Below are 17,272 nucleotides of genomic sequence, written 5' to 3'. Positions count from 1 at the left end.
CGGCCGCTTTCTGGCGGCGTTTTCCCCAACAACACGGGGTGTTTACTTCGGCGGCTCGCCGCCTTTTAATACACATACTGCCGGGGGCCGGCCCCCCGCCCTCTTGTCTGGAATTCCAGTTCGGCCGATAGAGCGGTTCATCGTTTCACGGAACGCCGAACCGCTCTATCTCTTTGTTTTGACGCAATTCCCAAGGGAAAGCGCTACACGCTTTTCCCGGGAAAACCGTTTCACACTTTTCCTGGAATTGCTCTAGTTGTTGCCGAAGAGGTTGCGGTCGGCGCCCTGAGGCGCGGACTTGGGCACATCGCCAGACGAATTCAGCAGCTTGTAGATCGGCGAGTTGCTGTCCCGCACCGAATACGTCTGCGTCTTGTCGACGTTGACGGTCGACTGCTTGTTGATGTCGGTCCCGCCAACATTGTCGTTGCGGGCATAAGCGCTGCCGGCGGCAATCAAGAGCGCGGCGGCAGTAAGAACAATCTTTTTCATTTTGGGTCTCCTGGATTTTCGAAATCAAGCGGCGGGCATGCCGCCGCCTTGATGGTGGGATCGGCTGTTAGTTGTTGCCGAAGAGGTTACGGTCGGCGCCCTGGACAACCGGCTGCTTTTCAGCCTGGTTCGACGTCTTGACGGAAGCCGTGTAGGAGCTGTCGACCGAGACAGCAGGCGGGTTGGCTCCGTTGGAACCAAAGTTGTCGCTGCCGGCGAAGGCGCTGCCGGTGATGGCCAAAACGGCGGCGGCAGCAAGAACGATCTTTTTCATCTTAATACTCCTGAATTTTTCAGATCCCCGGACGGCGGATATGCCCGCCGCCCTGATGCTGGGATCGGCTGTTAGTTGTTGCCGAAGAGGTTACGGTCGGCGCCCTGGACAGCCTGCTGGTCAGCATGAGCCGGCTTCTGAATGGAAGCCGTATACGAGCTGTCGACCGCAGCGGCAGGCTGGTTCGCACCCTTGGAACCAAAGTTGTCGCTGCCAGCGAAGGCGCTGCCGGTGATGGCCAAAACGGCGACGGCGGCAAGAGCGATCTTTTTCATTTTTTAGTACTCCAGTATCTTAGTTTTCCGTCCGTCTAGCGGCGTGCCTTGGGGGGAATTCGCGTCGTTCGGACAGCCCCGATGTGGGAAAGCCAATGGCCAGTTTCCAATCACGAAGTTTTTTGGTGTGGACCAAGAATCTACACCTTGAAATTGTGCCAGAGATTCCCTTCGCCACATTTTTATCGTTTAATGTCAAGCAGATAGTCTATCGCCTCGGTCTGGCTGCAAGGTGACTTGGGAGGCAGCGTTCACAGCGTCCTGCACGCATTGTCAACAGAAACGAACCGTTCGGTTCGATTTTTTAAACCGATAAAAGTCGCAGCCGAGGTTCTTTGTCGAATCTTTAACCATTTCGGCCGAATGCGGCGTCGGCGTTGCGGCTGCTTTTGGCCTGCCTTATGCCGCCCAACGAAGGCAGCAACCGGGCAAGCAGAACCGGGTCAGACCCCGTAACGTTCGGTGCGGATGAGTGCCGCAGGCACCCCGGCATCGATCAGTGCCTCGGCGGCGGCCGTCACGAATGCGTTCGAGCCGCAGACAAAGGCGAGCTTCGGCGGCGCCGGCAGCCTGGTCATGGCTTGCACCATCATCGCGGCGTCGACCCGCCGCGCATAATCCGCCGGACGGCGGGCCGGCTCGCGCGTCAGCGTCAGCACCAGGTCGAAGCCATCCCGGCGCTCGGCGAGGTCGATCAGTTCGTCGCGAAAGATCACCTCGTCCCAGACCCGCGCCGAAAACACCAGGGCGGCGGCGACCAGCGATCCCCGCATCGCCCGGTGACGGAGCATCGACATCAGCGGCACCACGCCCGACCCACCGCCGACGAGCAGGAGCGGGCCGCCATCGCCGTCGGACCAGACGAAATGGCCGCCGAGCGGCCCGCGCAATTCGACCTCGTCGCCCACCGCCGCGATCTCGTGAAAGAACGGCGAGACCTCGCCGTCCTCGAGTTTTTCAATCGCCAGCTCGATGGTCTCGCCGGCTTCCGGCGCCGAGGCGATGGAGTAGGAGCGGCGCGCCTGATAGCCGTCCGGCGCCGTCAGCCTGACATCGACATGCTGTCCGGCGCGGTAGACGAAGGGCCGCAACGGCTGCAGGAAAAAGCTGGTGACGCGCGGCGTGCGCTTTTGGATGCGGGTGATGGTGACCGTCTGCCAGGGCGACTGCGCCGCCGGTGCGTCGCTCATGGATCGTTCGTGTAGCGCTGCTCGCGCCACGGATCGCCATAGATATGATAGCCTCGCAACTCCCAGAAACCCGGCTCGTCACGCTCTGTGAACTGCAGCCCGTTCAGCCATTTGGCCGATTTCCAGAAATAGAGATGCGGAACGAGCAGCCGGGCCGGGCCGCCATGGTCGGGAGTGATCGGCTTGCCCTGGTAAAGCAGTGCCACCATCGCCTTGCCGCCGGTGAGATCCTTCGTCGGCACGTTGGTGGAATAGCCGTCGAAACCCAGCGCCAGCGTGAAGGCGGTGGGCGGCTCGATGCCGGCGTCGGCAAGGATGTCGTCGACGAGCACGCCCTGCCACGCCGTGTCGAACTTGGTCCATGCGGTGACGCAATGGATGTCGCGCGTCATCTTGGTCAAGGGCAGCGCGTTGAACTCGGCCCAGTTCCACTTCTTGATCGGCCGCGGCCCGTGCTTAAGCGTGAACGACCAATCCTCGGTGCGGACATGCGGCGTCGGGCCGGCCGACAGGACCGGGAAACCTTGCTCGAGATATTGCCCCGGCGGGATACGTGCATCCGTATCCGTCGGCGGCTTTCGTCCGGAAGAGAAACCTCGGGTAACCATCGAGAATATCCGTTTGCGCAAGGTCCAATCGACCTTTGTCAGTTTTCTCGAAGACGCGAGCGCGGGCAACCGAAATCTTGGCTCCGGCCCAGCGGCAATGCTCTACATCGATCTTGGCAGCGCGGCGCCCGCTTCAGCCGCTGGCGAAGGGGACGGCGACGAACATCTGGGCGTCGCCGCGCTCGACAAGCAGCAGCACCGATTTCTTGCCGGATTTGGCAGCCTGCACAATCGCCTGATTTGCCTGCCTGGCGCTCCTCACCGGAGTCTGGTCGACGCCGACGATGATGTCGCCGGGCTGGATGCCGGAAGCCGACGCCGCCTTGTTCGGGTCGACGCGCTCGACCAGTGCGCCGTGCTGGTTTTCTGGCAGGTTCATTGCCTGGCGCACATCAGGAGTGACGTCCATCAGGCCGAGACCGAGCGCCGGTGCGCGAAGGCCCTGCCCCGTCGACGGCTGACCTGAATCGCCGGTCACCGATCCCGTCGCCGTGTCGTCTTCGTTGCGCCCGATCTCGACGGAGATCTGCAGGCTTTTCCCCTTGCGCCAGACATTGAGGGCTTCCCTCGTGCCAGGCGCAACGTCAGCGACGGCGCGCGACAGATCCCTCGGATCCTTTATGTCCTGGCCGGCGAAGCTGGTAATGACATCGCCGGTCTCGATGCCGGCCTTGGCGGCCGGCGATCCGTCGCTGACCTGCGCGACCAGCACGCCGGTAGGGTGATCGAGGCCGATGGCGCTCGCCACATCAGGCGTCACCGGCTGGATCTGGACGCCGAGATAGCCGTACTGGATGGAGCCGCCCTTCATCAGCTTGGCGACGACCTTTTGCGCCTGGTCCGAGGGGATGGCGAAGCCGACGCCGACGCTGCCGCCATTCGGCGAAAAGATCGCGGTGTTGATGCCGACGACATCGCCGTACACATCCGTCAGCGGGCCGCCGGAATTGCCCCGGTTGATCGGTGCGTCGATCTGGATGAAGTCGTCAAACGGGCCGCTGTGCAGATCGCGGCCGCGCGCCGAGACAATGCCGGCGGTGACCGTGGTGCCAAGGCCGAAAGGATTGCCGAAGGCGAGCACCTGGTCGCCCGGCATGAGCTTGTCCGAATCGCCCCATTTGACGGTCGGCAAGGGCTTGCCGGCGTTGACCTTGAGCACGGCAAGGTCGTTCTTCGTGTCATGGCCGATCAATTTGGCGGGAAGCTCGGTGCCGTCGTCGAGCATCACCTTGACCGACTGGGCGCCGTCGACGACGTGATTGTTGGTGACGATCATGCCGTCGGCACCGACGATGAAGCCTGAGCCGAGGGCCTCGGTGCGCGGCGCCTGTTCCGGCGGTGTCTTGGGGGCGGGCAGTCCCTGGTCACCGAAGAAACGGCGGAAATAGTCGTCGAAAGGCGAGTTGCCACCGAACTCGTTGCCACCGAATGGGGAGGCCTCGCTCGTGGTGTCCGACTGCGCCGATTTCATGAGGGTGGTGATCGTCACCACTGCCGGTTTGTCGGCCGCCACGACCGGAGCGAACGAGCCGCGGGGCGCCGTCATGCCGGTGACAGGTGGGGTCACTGTTGCCGCCAGGACATCATTCAGCCTGGGAGCGAAGGACAGGGCGAAGGGGCTGACGATCAGCGCGGCGCCCAGCAGAGCGGCGACGCGATGTCTGCGAAGGGTCTGGATTGGTGACATGGCCGTTGTCCGGGCGAGAGATTGGTCTTGCGCCGCGACGTTCCGTCACCGGAACAATTCATCGGCGCGTCGGTCGTCGGCCTTGCCTGTCTCGCCTGTCACGGCAGCCGACCGGATCGACAGCCCCGCATCTAGGGCGCCGATTATGGTTTCCAGATAATATTACGAAGATTTAATTTCCAGCCGGCAACCGCCTCGCGGCGTTGCCGCCGAAACCCGAAAATACAAAACCCGCCTCGGGAGGGGCGGGTCGGTTGGGGCGAATCAGCACCATACCGATATTAGTAGCATAGCTGCCGGCACAAAGCAAGAACAAAATAGCTGCCCAAGACAAATCGCCTCAGATTTGCGCCGCCTCAGCCGAGACCTCCTATTCGCCTTTCCGGTCGGTCCGGCTGAGATAGGTGGTGGCGATCTCGCGCATCCGCCTGCCATCGAAGCTCGGTCCATGGCCGCCATGGCCGATCCGGATCGGCAGCTCGAGCAGGCGCTGCATCGTGCGGCGATAGGCGGCACGATCCGAATCCGGCAGGTCGTCGATCAGCATGGCGTCGTAGATGGCGTCGCCGGCGAAGAACAGGCCGTCAGCCTCGTCGAACAGCGCGATCGAATCCGGAGAGTGGCCGGGCAGATGCAGGACGCGGAATTGGCGGTCGCCGAGGTCGATCCTATCGCCCTCGTCCAGGGTCCGGGCCAGAGGCGCCGGCTGAATCCTGTAATCGGCCGCCTTCCAGCCCTTTGCCGGCAGCCTGGAGACGGCGCCTTCCAGATCATGGAACATGTAGGCGTAGGTCACCGCTTCATCCATGCTGTCGAACTGTGCGGCGCTGTGGCGCGGCCCTGCCCGCAGCGGAAACTCGTGCAGCGAGCCGACATGATCGAGATGGATATGCGTGGCGACGACGAGCAGCGGCTTGCCGGACGGCGTGTCGATCTGCGGCGCCAGCGGGCAGATCCCCATGCCGGTGTCGACCAGCAGGTCGACATCGCGGCCGCGCAGATGCCAGATGTTGGCGCGCACGAATTCGTGCACGAAGGGCTCGGTCAGCATCGTCGTCTTGGCGTCGACGATGGTTTTGCTGAACCAGCTGTCCATCAGATCAACGCCGCATCAGACGAACGGCTTGCCGACCTTGTACTTTTGCGGGACCAGCCGCTTCAGATAGGCCATCCCCGCATCGGACAGCCGGTTGACGTCCGGCAGCATGAAATCATCCGGCATATGGCGCGTCTTGCCGGCGACGTTCTTCAGCGGCACCTTCTTCAGCACGGTTTTCTTGCCGTCATATTGCAGCGCCACCGAACCGCCGCCCTCGTCGGCCACCGTGACCGCGAAGGCACCGGCATCGAAGGCCTCCTGCGCGTCCACCGCGCTGATGGCGCCGACATAGCCGCGCGGCATATAGCCGAGCGCATCGACGCGCGCCCGCTTGCCCGGCAATCCTTCGGCGAGTGCGCGCTCCAAGGCTGCCGGCAGATCGCTGCCCGACAGCTTGACGTTGCCATGCTGGTCGCGCTCCAGCCTTTCCGGCGGCACCAGGCTTTCGACCAGCGCTTTGCCGTCGGCGGTGCTGACGCCTTCGGAGACGGCAACGATGCAGCGCTTGTGGCGGTCGAGCGTTGCACGAACGTCGTCGATGAAGCCCGCCGCGGAGAACGGCCGCTCCGGTACGTAGACGAGATGCGGGCCGCTGTCCTGATCGAGCTGCCAGGCCGCGGACGCGGCCGTCAGGAAACCGGCATGCCGCCCCATGACAATGCCGACATAGATGCCCGGCAGAGCGCGGAAATCGAGATCGACCGAAAGGAATGCTCCAGCGACGAACTCGGCCGCCGACATGAAGCCGGGCGTGTGATCGTTCTCCTCGAGATCGTTGTCGATGGTTTTCGGCGCATGCACGAAGGCGATCTTGCCGCCGGCGGCGTCGGTGAGGATCTGCTGCGTGCCCGAGGTGTCGTTGCCGCCGATATAGATGAAGGCATCGGCGCCGGCTTTCTTCAAGCCGTTGAGGATGAGGTCGCAATAGGCGGCATCCGGCTTGTCGCGCGTCGAACCAAGCGCGGCGCTCGGCGTCGCCGCGATCAATCGCAGGCGGTCCTCGGGGATGGCCGAAAGATCGACGTAATTGCCGTCGCGGATGCCGCGCACGCCGTGGATGGAACCAAGCACCTTGGCGCCGGGATGCCGCTTGCGGATTTCGAGCGCGGCGCCAACCACCGTCTGGTTGATGACGGCGGTCGGGCCGCCGCCTTGCGCGATGACAAAAGTTCCGGCCATTGTTCACGTCTCCCGGGCGGTGAAAATCGCAGGCACATTCGCCTGTCTTGCGGCATCGCGCAACGGCAGAGTCGATGACGAAGGGCAGCAGCCGCCGGTCAGACGACGACGACCGGATTCTTCTTGGAGACGCGGCTGTAGAGATCGATGATGTCCTGGTTGATCAGGCGCACGCAGCCCGACGACATCGCCTGGCCGATGCTCCACCATTCGGGCGAGCCGTGGATGCGATAGCCGGTGTCGCTGCCGTTCTGATAGATGTAGAGGGCACGCGCGCCGAGCGGATTGTCGAGGCCGCCCGGCTGTCCGCTTTGCCATTTCAACAGTTCCGGCCTGCGGGCGATCATCTCGGGCGGCGGGGTCCAGACCGGCCATTCCTTGCCATACTGGATGTTGGCGCGGCCGGACCAGCGGAACCCGTCCTTGCCGATGCCGACGCCGTAACGGATCGCATCGCCGCCGGGCTGCACCAAATAGAGCAGCCGTTCCTGCGAGTGAACGACGATGGTGCCGGGTTGCTCGCCGGTCGGATCGACGACGATCTGGCGGCGGAACTCCGGCTTGACCTTGAGATAGGGCACTTCCGGCACATTGAAGCCACCGTCGGTGAGCGAAGCGTACATCACGTCGGGGCTGGTGATGTTCTTGTCGACGCTGATACTCGGACGGATGGGCCGGATCGAGCCGGTGGTGACGTCGTCGAGCTGAAGCGACGGCAAATCCAGCGTCTGGCTGCAGCCGGCGATGCCGAGCAGCGCCAGCGCGCCGGCGCCGGACAGCACCGTGCGACGGGAAAGCTGTATTTCGGTTTCGATTGCGTCGCCAATATGCGGCAGCGACAGACCGTGCGGCAACTCACGCATTCACCCAAACCCTACGCTGTCGGCGGGAAACACGCTCCGGCCGTATAGCAGGCATTTTCGCCAATCATGGTTGAAAAAGCGTGAAGGCCAGCCGCCTGGCGTTAACGAGGGGCTTTTTCGATTTTGCCTCTTTACATCTGCGCGAGGCCAAGGATTTATCCTCTTCTTTGAGCTCAAGGAGAAGAAAATGTCCTTCGAAAACTGGGCCGCCTTTGCCGCTGCCTCGGCAGTCCTTCTGGTCATTCCAGGTCCGACCATCCTGCTGGTGGTGTCCTATGCGCTCGGCCAGGGCTGGCGCACCGCGCTGCCGATGGCAGTCGGCGTGGCGCTCGGCGACTTCACCGCGATGACACTGTCGATGCTGGGTATCGGCGCGCTGCTGGCGGCGTCCGCCACCGTATTCACCGTGCTGAAGGTGATCGGCGCCGGCTATCTGATCTATCTCGGCATCAAGCTGTTTCGCGCCGGCGGTGCGCTCCGGGCCGAACCGCGCACCGATGCAGTGTCATCGGCGAAAATGACGGCGCACGCCTGGCTGGTTACCGCGCTCAATCCGAAAAGCATCACCTTTTTTGTCGCCTTCCTGCCGCAGTTCCTCGACCGGCATGCGGATTTCTGGACACAGATGCTGATCTTCGAGACGACCTTCCTGGCGCTCGCCTTCGCCAATGCCTTCGGTTATGCGCTGATCGCGGCAAGGGCGCGCAACGTGGTGCGCAACCCAAAGGCGATCCGCATCTTCAACCGCACCGGCGGCACGCTGCTGGTCGGCGCCGGCATCGCGACAGTGGCGATGCGCTCGGGCAACTGAGGACGGACCATGGCGGTGAGCGATGCATTCGGCCTGACACTGTCTGGCGCGACGGAGGCCGGGCTCTCGTCCTACAGCCGGGCTGTTCGCGAATTGCAGTGCTTCATCGGCGATCCGGTCGGTTCCGTTGACCGGGCAATCGCCGAAGATCCCGGCTTCGTCATGGCGCAGGTGTTCAAGGGTTATCTCTTTGGCCTCGCCACAGAGCGTGAGGCGACGGCGGTGGCCAAGGCATGTCACGAGGCGGCGCTGCCGCTTGCCGCGACAACACGCGAGCAGGCGCATGTCGCCGCCCTTGGCCACCTTGCGGAGGGACGCTGGCACGAGGCCGCCCGCGTGCTGGAGGATATCGCCATCGAGTTTCCGCTCGATGCGCTGGCGCTGCAGACCGGCCACCAGATCGACTTCTTCACCGGCAATGCGCGCATGCTGCGCGACCGCATCGGTCGCGCGCTGCCGTCCTGGCAGAGCGACATGCCGGGCTATCACGCCATACTCGGCATGCAGGCCTTTGGCCTGGAGGAAATGGGCGATTACGCGCGCGCCGAAAAACTTGGCCGCACGGCGGTCGATATCGAGCCGCGCGACGGCTGGGCCCAGCATGCGGTGGCCCATGTCATGGAGATGCAGAGCCGGCAGAAGGACGGCATTCTGTGGATGCGCGCCAATCCCGAAGCGTGGACGCGGGACAGCTTCCTGCAGGTGCATAATTGGTGGCATCTGGCACTGTTCCACTATGATCTCGGCGAAATCGACGAGGTGCTGGCGCTCTATGACGGGCCGATCTATGGCGAACGCTCGATGCTGGCGCTCAACATGGTCGATGCCTCGGCGATCCTGTGGCGGCTGCATCTCGGTGGCGTCGATGTCGGCGAGCGCTGGGCGACGCTCGCCGCCAACTGGTTGCCCATGGCCAGCGCCGGCCACTATGCCTTCAACGACGCCCACGCGATGATGGCGTTTGTCGGTGCCGGCCTCGAAGCGCCGGCCCGCAACTTGCTCGAGGCGCAGCGCGAGGCGATGCGCGGCAAGGACGACAACGCCGGTTTCACCAGGGATGTCGGCCATCCCCTGACGCTCGCCATCAAGGCATTCGGCGAGGGCAATTATGCCGGGACGATACGCCTGATCCGGCCGATGCGGGCAATCGCCCATCGCTTCGGCGGCAGCCACGCACAACGCGACGTCATCGACCTGACACTGATCGAAGCGGCATTGCGTTCCGGTGATGGCGCGCTGGCGAGGGCGCTTGCGGCGGAACGCGCGCTGGCACGGCCGGACAGCCCGTTGTCGGCACTGTTTTCACGGCGTGCAACCGCTCTCGCGGCGAATTGACCAAGGCCACATCTTGCCTTAAAAACTGCCCCGGCCAGATTTTTTCGAGCGTCGAAAAAATCTTCGCGTGTTGACCGGGGTGCGTTTCCGGCGGCACGATTGCCGGGATATCTTCGCCGCCCGTGTCACAGGACTGGGCAGCGAAGCAAGAAAGACCGTCGCCGCCAGGCATGACGGACATGGGAGGAAACATGTATCTCGGCCTCGATCTCGGCACGTCGGGCGTCAAGGCGCTGCTGATCGATGCAAGGCAGAGCATCGTCGGTTCCGGCCATGCGCCGCTCGACGTGTCGCGCCCGCATCCCGGCTGGTCCGAGCAGAACCCGGCCGACTGGATCCGCGCCTGCGAAGCGGCGGTCGGCGAGTTGCGGTCAATGCATGCGAAGGAACTCGCGGCAGTCAAAGGCATCGGCCTTTCCGGCCATATGCATGGCGCCACCCTGCTCGATGCCGCCGACCAGGTGCTGCGCCCCTGCATTCTATGGAACGACACACGCAGCCACGCCGAGGCGGCCGCGCTCGATGCCGACCCGCGCTTTCGCAAGCTGACCGGCAACATCGTCTTTCCCGGTTTCACCGCGCCGAAGCTGGCCTGGGTGAAAAACAACGAACCGGCTGTTTTCGCCAAGGTGGCAAAGGTCCTGCTGCCGAAGGACTTTTTGCGGCTCTGGCTCGCCGGCGAGCATATTTCGGAAATGTCGGATTCGGCTGGCACGTCGTGGCTCGATGTCGGCAAACGCGCCTGGTCCTCCGAACTGCTCGCTGTCACGTCGCTCGACGAAAGCCAGATGCCGTCATTGGTCGAAGGCACGGCCAAGGCCGGTGCCTTGCGCGCCGAACTGGCCGCCAGATGGGGCATGCAGGCGGGCATCCCGATCGCCGGCGGGGCCGGCGACAACGCGGCCTCGGCCTGCGGCATGGGCACGGTCGGCGCCGGGCAGGCGTTCGTCTCGCTCGGCACGTCGGGCGTGCTTTTTGCCGCCAACGCGTCCTATCTGCCCAATCCGGAAAGCGCAGTGCACACATTCTGCCACGCACTGCCCGGCACCTGGCACCAGATGGGCGTCATCCTGTCGGCAACCGATTCGCTCAACTGGCTGTCGGGGATCGCTGGAAAAAGTGCCGGCGAGTTGACCGCCGAACTCGGCGATTCGCTGCAGGCGCCGAGCGGTGTCTCTTTCCTGCCGTACCTGTCAGGCGAGCGGACGCCTCACAATGATTCCGTCATTCGGGGCGCCTTTACCGGGCTTGCCCACGAGTCCGGCCGCGCGGCGCTGACCCAGGCCGTGCTCGAAGGCGTCGCCTTCGCTTTCCGCGACAGCCTCGAAGCCCTGGCCAAAGCCGGTACGACGCTGACCCGGGTGACGGCGATCGGCGGCGGCTCGCGTTCGCGCTACTGGCTGAAGGCCATCGCCACAGCGCTTGGCCTGCCAGTCGATATCCCAGCCGACGGCGATTTCGGCGCCGCCTTCGGAGCGGCCCGGCTTGGCCTGATCGCGGCGACAGGCGCCGATCCGCGCGCCGTGTGCACGGCGCCGGCGACGGACGCCACGGTCGAGCCGGTCGCCGCACTAAGCGATGCCTATGCAGATGCCTATCAGCGCTACCGCCAGCTTTACCCGGCGATCAGGAGCGCCACGGCGTGAGCGGTTTCCCGCCCTCGCCGTGGCCTGCCGAGAAGGCCTCACTGTGCCGGCACCTTGTCGAGAAAGCCGGTGACGCTTTTCAGCCGGCCATTTTCGATGACGCCGATATCGGTGCCTTCGATGACGGAGCCGACGCCTTCCGGCCCGAGGTTCCAGGAGAAGCGGATGGTATCGGCGAAGCCGTCCGGCTTGCCTTTCAGCGAGAACCTGAAGCCGGCAAAGCGCTGCTGAACGCCTTCGATCAGCGCGGCGATGGCGTCATGGCCGTCGCCCTGCATGATCGGATCGCGGTAGCCGACGTCCTCGGTGAAGGTCGCCTCGAGCAAGGCTTTCCTGCGTGCGGCGTCGCTCTCGTTCCAGGCGGCGATGTAGTTTTCGGCAATGGTGTTGAGGTCGGTCATGGTCTGTCTCCTTCGTTGGGTGGCTTTGACATGAGCCTTTTCGACCAGCGCCAGCGCGAAACCAATTACGCCTGAGGTAATCAGGCCGAACCATGCGAGAGGAAAAAAACATGAGCAGCGGTTTTTTCGGCGACATCCAACAGATCAAATACGAGGGACCGGATTCGACCAATCCGCTGGCCTATCGGTTCTACAATCCCGACGAGATCGTCGCCGGCAAGCGGCTGGAAGACCATCTGCGCTTTGCCGTCGCCTATTGGCATTCCTTCGCCTGGCCGGGCGGCGATCCGTTCGGCGGTCAGACGTTCGACCGGCCATGGTTCCCCAAGGCCGGCGGTACCGACACGATGGAGCTGGCCAAACTCAAGGCCGACGTCGCCTTCGAGATGTTTTCGCTGCTGGGCGCGCCTTATTTCTGCTTCCACGATGCCGACGTGCGGCCGGAGGGCCGGGACTTTTCCGAAAGTGCGGCGCGGCTCGACGAGATCGCCGATTATTTCTCGGGAAAGATGAAGCAGACCGGCGTCAAGCTGCTGTGGGGCACGGCCAACCTGTTCTCCAACCGCCGCTTCATGTCGGGCGCCGCCACCAATCCCGATCCGGACGTCTTTGCCTATTCGGCGGCGACGGTGAAACACTGCATCGACGTCACCAAGCGGCTGAACGGCGAGAACTACGTGCTGTGGGGCGGCCGCGAGGGCTATGAGACGCTGCTCAACACCGACCTTGCCCGCGAGCAGGAACAGGCCGGCCGTTTCCTCAACCTGGTCGTCGATTACAAGCACAGGATCGGCTTCGAAGGAACCATCCTGATCGAGCCGAAGCCTCAGGAGCCAACCAAGCACCAGTATGACTACGACGTCGCCACCGTCTATGGCTTCCTCAAGCGTTTCGGACTGGAGAACGAGGTCAAGCTCAACATCGAGCAGGGCCACGCCATCCTGGCCGGCCATTCGTTCGAACATGAACTGGCGCTGGCCAATGCGCTCGGCATTTTCGGCTCGATCGACATGAACCGCAACGACTACCAGTCGGGCTGGGACACCGACCAGTTCCCCAACAATGTGCCGGAGATGGCTCTGGCCTACTACCAGGTGCTGCAGGCCGGCGGCTTCAAGACCGGCGGCACCAATTTCGACGCCAAGCTCAGGCGCCAGTCGCTCGATCCGCAGGATCTGCTGATCGGCCATATCGGGGGCATGGACTGCTGCGCTCGCGGCCTCAAGGCGGCAGCGCGCATGGTCGAGGACAAGGCGCTGTCCGCCCCGCTCGCCCAGCGCTATGCCGGCTGGGATTCGGCCGAGGCCAAGGCGATGCTTGCCGGCAAGCGCACGCTCGAGGAAATCGCCGAGCGCGTCGTCAAAGAGAAGATCGAGCCGCAGCCCAGATCCGGCCGCCAGGAATTGCTCGAAAACATCGTCAACCGGTACGTCTGAGGCGTACCGTTTTCATGGCCGCATTGTTCAGCGGCCGCCGGCTAAAGACGGCTTTCCGCGGGGCTGAACCGACGAAGGTTTTGCCCCGTGTGAAACTCGCGTGGCCTGTTCGCTGACCGGGTCTGGCGCGCCTTAGCCGTGATCGAGGCCTCTCAGGTAGGCGCAAAACATGTCGGCCATGGCGTTGGCGTAGACTTCAATCTCCTTGGGGGTTCGAGGCGTCTCCGAGAACTGCTTCCCCACCGTGCTGAGCGTCGTCATGACCAGGTCGCCGGCCAATTCGCGAGTCGCTTGCGCGGCGCTCGGCAACGCCTCCTGCATGAAGAGCTGGATGGTGCGGTCTCCGGACGCCCTCGCCGCCTGCGCCTCGGGCGCGTCGCGGTAAAGCGGGGCGGCGTCGTCGAGCGCCACACGCACCGCAGCCTCCTCACACTCCGAGCGGAGGAAGGCGTGGACCAGGTCGCGCAGCCGGTCAAGCGGCGGTTTCCTGATATCCTCGAGGATATCGCGCAGCAAACTGGTCGTCTGCCGCCATTCGTCGCTCTGGAGCCGGAACAGGATCGCCGCCTTGTTCGGAAAATACTGATACAGCGATCCGACGCTGACGCCGGCCTTCTCGGCCACGCGCGCCGTGGTGAAGCGCTGCGCGCCTTCCCTCGCCAAAACCTGAACAGCAGCCTGCAAAATCGCAGCGACGAGCTCCGCCGAGCGGGCTTGCTTGGGCTGTTTTCGCGAGGAAATCCGGGAGCGTCGGTGATCGCTCATTGAGGGGCGCACCAATGCGATTAGTGAATGCGAATGATTAGTCGTATTTTGAGTGCCGCACAAGAACGCATTCCATTCCGACTGGAGACCGATATGACCATACTGACGACAACGCCGCTCGCGCCCCTGCTGGACCGCCTGTTCGAGGAAGCCGCTGCCGCAACGAGCCCCGCGGTGGCGGAACTCTCCGTCGAGGAGCGGAGCCGCCTGGTTCGAAGCAAGACCGAATACCTCGATTTCTATGGGCGGCTAAAGGACCTCTGGCTTCCCGTCTCGCGAGAGACCGGCATGCTGCTCTACATGCTGGCACGAGGCAGCGGCGCAAGGACGATCGTTGAATTTGGAACCTCGTTCGGCATCTCGACCCTGCACCTTGCCGCAGCCTTGCGGGACAATGGCGGCGGCCGCCTGATCACCAGCGAGTTCGAGCCATCCAAGGTCGCGCGCGCGAGGAGTAACCTGACAGCAGGCGGTCTCATTGACATGGTGGAAATCCGCGAAGGAGACGCGCTGCAAACATTAAGCGTCGATCTTCCCGAAACGGTCGACCTGCTTCTGCTCGACGGCGCCAAAGCGCTCTATCCCGAGATCTTGAGTCTGGTTGAAAGCCGCCTCAGGCCGGGCGCCTTCGTCGTTGCCGACAACGCAGATCTTTGCCCCGAATACCTCGAGCGGGTGCGCTCGACCGGGAGTGGCTACATGTCCACGCCGTTCGGCGAGGATGTTGAACTGTCGATGCGGCTTGGCTGAAGCACTGCCTGACCTGCCGGAACGATCGTGCCCAAGATGGGCGGCGGCGGACAAAACTTTGCCCGGCATCGCCCATCAATCGCCTCGCTCTTGCCTTCAAACAGCCGTCACGAACCTCCTATAGTGTGGTTCGTGGCGGGATTCAGAAAGAAGGAGGCGAAACGATATGCAGCACGAACGCGAAATCGACGCCCTGCTCTCATCTGGCGAGGCTGGATCGATCATCGACCGGCTGATGGTGCTGCCGCACCCGAAACAAGGTGCGCTGAGTGCAAACGAATGGGATCGCGCGGTCGCCAGCCGCTTCGAGACCCATCTGGCGAGACAGATGCGCTCGCAGATCGACGGCAGCAGCGACCGCCAGGACGCTGCCTGATCTACCTTTGTCTATGCATGCCGTTATCGCAAAACCGCTACGCACCCTCGGGTCAAGCCCGTGGCCAAGCTTTTGGGCGACATGCATTATCCCCGACGCAGCCTGACCGGCGCTTCGCCGAACGCTCTTGAAAACGCTCTGGAAAATGCCGCGGCGGACGAAAACCCCGTTCGCCCGGCAATGTCCGCCATGGCGATGCGCGTGTCGACCACCAGCCGGCGCGCGGCGCCGAGGCGCAGCCTGAGGTAATAAGCGCCGGGCGTTTCGCCGATCGACTTGCGAAAGATGCTTTCCAGCGTCCGTGCCGTCACCCCGGCGCGCTTTGCCACGGCGGCGATAGTCAGCGGCTGGTCGACATGCGCTTCCATCAGCCGAATGGCTTGCGCCAGCCTGGGATCGTAGCCGTCGAGACGGCCGAGCGAGACCAGCGGTTGCGCGTCCGTCGCGGCGCGCGCCTGGTCGTAGATGAAGACGCTCGCGACATCTAGCGCCACGGCCATGCCGAGCCGCGTGCGGATCAGATGCAGCATCAGGTCGAAGGTCGGCGAGGCGCCGCCGGTGGTGAACACCGGGCCATCGATGACGTAGCGGTCGGGGCGCACGTCGACGCCGGGAAAGGCCGACGAGAAATCCTCCATGTCCTCCCAGTGGGTGGTGGCGCTGCGCCCCTCCAGCAGACCCGCGCGGGCAACCAGCCAGGTGCCGGCCTCGACGCCGCCCCAGGCGCGTGCCGCGCGCGCCGCCCGGCGCAGTCCGGACAGCAGGGCCGATGTGGCATGGTTCTGCGTGCCGAAGCCGGCGACGACGACCAGCATATCGGTTGTGTCAGCCGCATCGAAGCGGCCGCTGACCGCCACCGGCAGGCCGCATGTGGTGACCGGCGCCTCGCCTGTCACCGAGACCAGCCTGAAATCGAACAGCGTCTCACCGGCAATGCGGTTGGCGGCGCGCAACGGATCGACGGCCGAGGCGACGCACATGATCGACGAGCCGGAGAATACCAGCAGCGTTACCTTGAGCGGCAAACGCTCGGCCCGAAAGATCGTCGGTTTTTCGTTTTTGGTCACACGATCTTCGTAAAACGCAAAACAGTTTCCGGCAAGTCAGGCATTCTTGCCCTACGTTCTATTGGGAGAGAGTCCGATGCCGTTAGCGATGAACCGTGAGGTTTTCATTACCTGTGCCGTGACCGGGTCCGGCGGTTCGCAGGACCGCAGCCCGCATGTGCCGCGGTCGCCCAGAGAGATCGCCGATTCGGCCATCGAGGCGGCAAAGGCGGGTGCGGCGATCGTGCACTGCCACGTGCGCGATCCCGAGACCGGCAAGCCTAGGCGCGACGTGCATCTCTATCGCGAAGTAACCGAGCGCATCCGCGCGGCGGACGTCGACGTGGTGCTGAACCTGACCGCCGGCATGGGGGGTGACATGGTATTCGGCCCGCCGGAGAAACCGCTGCCGCTGAACGAAAAAGGCACGGACATGGGCGGCGCGAGCAACCGCATGGAACATGTGCGCCAGTGCCTGCCGGAAATCTGCACGCTCGATTGCGGCACCATGAATTTCGCCGAGGCCGATTATGTCATGACCAATACGCCCGGCATGCTGCGTGCCATGGGCGGCATGATGACGGCGCTCGGCGTCAAGCCGGAGATCGAGGCCTTCGACACCGGGCATCTGTGGTTCGCCAAGCAATTGGTCGAGGAAGAAGTGCTGAAGCCGGACGCGCTGGTGCAATTGTGCATGGGCGTGCCGTGGGGCGCGCCGGACGACCTCAACACCTTCATGGCCATGGTCAACAATGTACCGTCGACCTGGAACTGGTCGGCCTTTGCCATTGGCCGCAACCAGATGGCCTATGTCGCGGCCGCGGTGCTGGCCGGCGGCAATGTCCGCGTCGGACTGGAGGATAATCTCTGGCTCGACAAGGGCGTGCTGGCGACCAATGCGCAGCTGGTCGAGCGGGCGGTCAGCATCGTGTCGAATATGGGCGCCAGGGTCATCGGCCCGGACGAAGTCCGCAAGAAGCTGAACCTGACGAAGCGCGCACCGCTTTGAAAAGCCGGTAGCCGGTTGGGAGGAGCCGCT

20 protein-coding genes are annotated in these 17,272 nt (G+C 63.8%); 8 read left to right on the top strand and 12 right to left on the bottom strand.

The window, feature by feature from the left end; genetic code table 11:
- The coding region (locus NKH49_RS30955) for a hypothetical protein (protein ID WP_352929290.1) at positions 1-256 on the top strand (256 nt) is incomplete at its 5' end.
- Here the strand turns inward: NKH49_RS30955 and NKH49_RS30950 are convergent.
- The 9 genes from NKH49_RS30950 to NKH49_RS30910 all read right to left on the bottom strand — a co-directional run bounded on the left by NKH49_RS30950 (position 253) and on the right by NKH49_RS30910 (position 7,667).
- Positions 253-492: a DUF680 domain-containing protein gene (locus NKH49_RS30950; protein ID WP_352454766.1), complete on the bottom strand. Its 240-nt coding sequence runs from the start codon at positions 490-492 to the stop codon at positions 253-255. The two genes, NKH49_RS30955 and NKH49_RS30950, sit on opposite strands and share 4 nt — an antisense overlap.
- A 67-nt stretch (positions 493-559) precedes the next feature.
- Complete coding sequence (locus NKH49_RS30945; protein ID WP_352769794.1) at positions 560-766, bottom strand: DUF680 domain-containing protein; 207 nt, start codon at positions 764-766, stop codon at positions 560-562.
- A gap of 71 nt (positions 767-837) precedes the next feature.
- Positions 838-1,041, bottom strand: coding sequence for a DUF680 domain-containing protein (locus NKH49_RS30940; protein WP_352472527.1), 204 nt, complete (start codon positions 1,039-1,041; stop codon positions 838-840).
- Positions 1,042-1,484: 443 nt separating this feature from the next.
- A complete protein-coding gene (locus NKH49_RS30935; protein ID WP_352769790.1) occupies positions 1,485-2,231 on the bottom strand; it encodes an FAD-binding oxidoreductase in 747 nt (248 codons plus the stop codon).
- Positions 2,228-2,839, bottom strand: a complete 612-nt coding sequence (locus tag NKH49_RS30930) for a molybdopterin-dependent oxidoreductase (RefSeq protein ID WP_352769788.1) — start codon at positions 2,837-2,839, stop codon at positions 2,228-2,230. The genes NKH49_RS30935 and NKH49_RS30930 overlap by 4 nt, the downstream gene beginning before the upstream one ends.
- Positions 2,840-2,972: 133 nt before the next feature.
- Complete coding sequence (locus NKH49_RS30925; RefSeq protein WP_352451604.1) at positions 2,973-4,526, bottom strand: DegQ family serine endoprotease; 1,554 nt, start codon at positions 4,524-4,526, stop codon at positions 2,973-2,975.
- A gap of 370 nt (positions 4,527-4,896) precedes the next feature.
- A complete protein-coding gene (locus tag NKH49_RS30920) occupies positions 4,897-5,622 on the bottom strand; it encodes an MBL fold metallo-hydrolase (protein WP_352590860.1) in 726 nt (241 codons plus the stop codon).
- Positions 5,623-5,637: 15 nt separating this feature from the next.
- Entirely contained in the window at positions 5,638-6,804 is a 1,167-nt protein-coding gene (locus NKH49_RS30915; protein ID WP_352451606.1) for a diphosphate--fructose-6-phosphate 1-phosphotransferase, read from the bottom strand.
- Between the two features lie 98 nt (positions 6,805-6,902).
- A complete protein-coding gene (locus tag NKH49_RS30910) occupies positions 6,903-7,667 on the bottom strand; it encodes a L,D-transpeptidase (RefSeq protein ID WP_352929287.1) in 765 nt (254 codons plus the stop codon).
- Positions 7,668-7,854: 187 nt separating this feature from the next.
- Between NKH49_RS30910 and NKH49_RS30905 the strand changes: the two genes are divergently transcribed.
- The 3 genes from NKH49_RS30905 to xylB all read left to right on the top strand — a co-directional run bounded on the left by NKH49_RS30905 (position 7,855) and on the right by xylB (position 11,459).
- On the top strand, positions 7,855-8,478 hold the full coding sequence (locus tag NKH49_RS30905; RefSeq protein ID WP_023718327.1) for a LysE family translocator: 624 nt from the start codon (positions 7,855-7,857) through the stop codon (positions 8,476-8,478).
- Between the two features lie 9 nt (positions 8,479-8,487).
- Complete coding sequence (locus NKH49_RS30900; RefSeq protein ID WP_352929284.1) at positions 8,488-9,813, top strand: tetratricopeptide repeat protein; 1,326 nt, start codon at positions 8,488-8,490, stop codon at positions 9,811-9,813.
- A 191-nt stretch (positions 9,814-10,004) separates the two neighbouring features.
- Positions 10,005-11,459: a xylulokinase gene (gene xylB, locus NKH49_RS30895; protein ID WP_352830581.1), complete on the top strand. Its 1,455-nt coding sequence runs from the start codon at positions 10,005-10,007 to the stop codon at positions 11,457-11,459.
- A 38-nt stretch (positions 11,460-11,497) separates the two neighbouring features.
- Here the strand turns inward: xylB and NKH49_RS30890 are convergent, their stop codons facing one another.
- A complete protein-coding gene (locus NKH49_RS30890) occupies positions 11,498-11,860 on the bottom strand; it encodes a nuclear transport factor 2 family protein (protein WP_352472535.1) in 363 nt (120 codons plus the stop codon).
- A gap of 110 nt (positions 11,861-11,970) precedes the next feature.
- On the opposite strand from NKH49_RS30890, the gene xylA reads away from it, so the two are divergent.
- On the top strand, positions 11,971-13,296 hold the full coding sequence (gene xylA, locus NKH49_RS30885; RefSeq protein ID WP_352929282.1) for a xylose isomerase: 1,326 nt from the start codon (positions 11,971-11,973) through the stop codon (positions 13,294-13,296).
- Between the two features lie 132 nt (positions 13,297-13,428).
- Here xylA and NKH49_RS30880 read toward each other — a convergent pair whose 3' ends face one another.
- A complete protein-coding gene (locus NKH49_RS30880; protein WP_352929279.1) occupies positions 13,429-14,061 on the bottom strand; it encodes a TetR/AcrR family transcriptional regulator in 633 nt (210 codons plus the stop codon).
- Positions 14,062-14,154: 93 nt separating this feature from the next.
- On the opposite strand from NKH49_RS30880, the gene NKH49_RS30875 reads away from it, so the two are divergent.
- Positions 14,155-14,811 carry an O-methyltransferase gene (locus tag NKH49_RS30875; RefSeq protein ID WP_352929276.1) on the top strand — a complete coding sequence of 219 codons (657 nt, stop codon included), beginning with the start codon at positions 14,155-14,157 and terminating at the stop codon, positions 14,809-14,811.
- A 166-nt stretch (positions 14,812-14,977) separates the two neighbouring features.
- The gene (locus tag NKH49_RS30870) at positions 14,978-15,187 is read left to right on the top strand and encodes a hypothetical protein (protein ID WP_352929273.1); all 210 of its coding nucleotides are present in this window, start codon (positions 14,978-14,980) and stop codon (positions 15,185-15,187) included.
- Positions 15,188-15,273: 86 nt separating this feature from the next.
- Here NKH49_RS30870 and NKH49_RS30865 read toward each other — a convergent pair whose 3' ends face one another.
- Positions 15,274-16,254, bottom strand: a complete 981-nt coding sequence (locus tag NKH49_RS30865) for a GlxA family transcriptional regulator (protein ID WP_352929270.1) — start codon at positions 16,252-16,254, stop codon at positions 15,274-15,276.
- A gap of 76 nt (positions 16,255-16,330) precedes the next feature.
- Between NKH49_RS30865 and bcoG the strand changes: the two genes are divergently transcribed.
- A complete protein-coding gene (gene bcoG / locus NKH49_RS30860; protein WP_352451615.1) occupies positions 16,331-17,242 on the top strand; it encodes a 3-dehydrocarnitine:acetyl-CoA trimethylamine transferase BcoG in 912 nt (303 codons plus the stop codon).
- Positions 17,243-17,272: the final 30 nt, after the last annotated feature.

Origin of the sequence: Mesorhizobium sp. M1088 (assembly GCF_040318575.1) — a bacterium.
Classification (GTDB): domain Bacteria; phylum Pseudomonadota; class Alphaproteobacteria; order Rhizobiales; family Rhizobiaceae; genus Mesorhizobium.
Note: the sequence above shows the minus strand (reverse complement) of the source record. Positions and strands in the feature narration are given on the sequence as shown.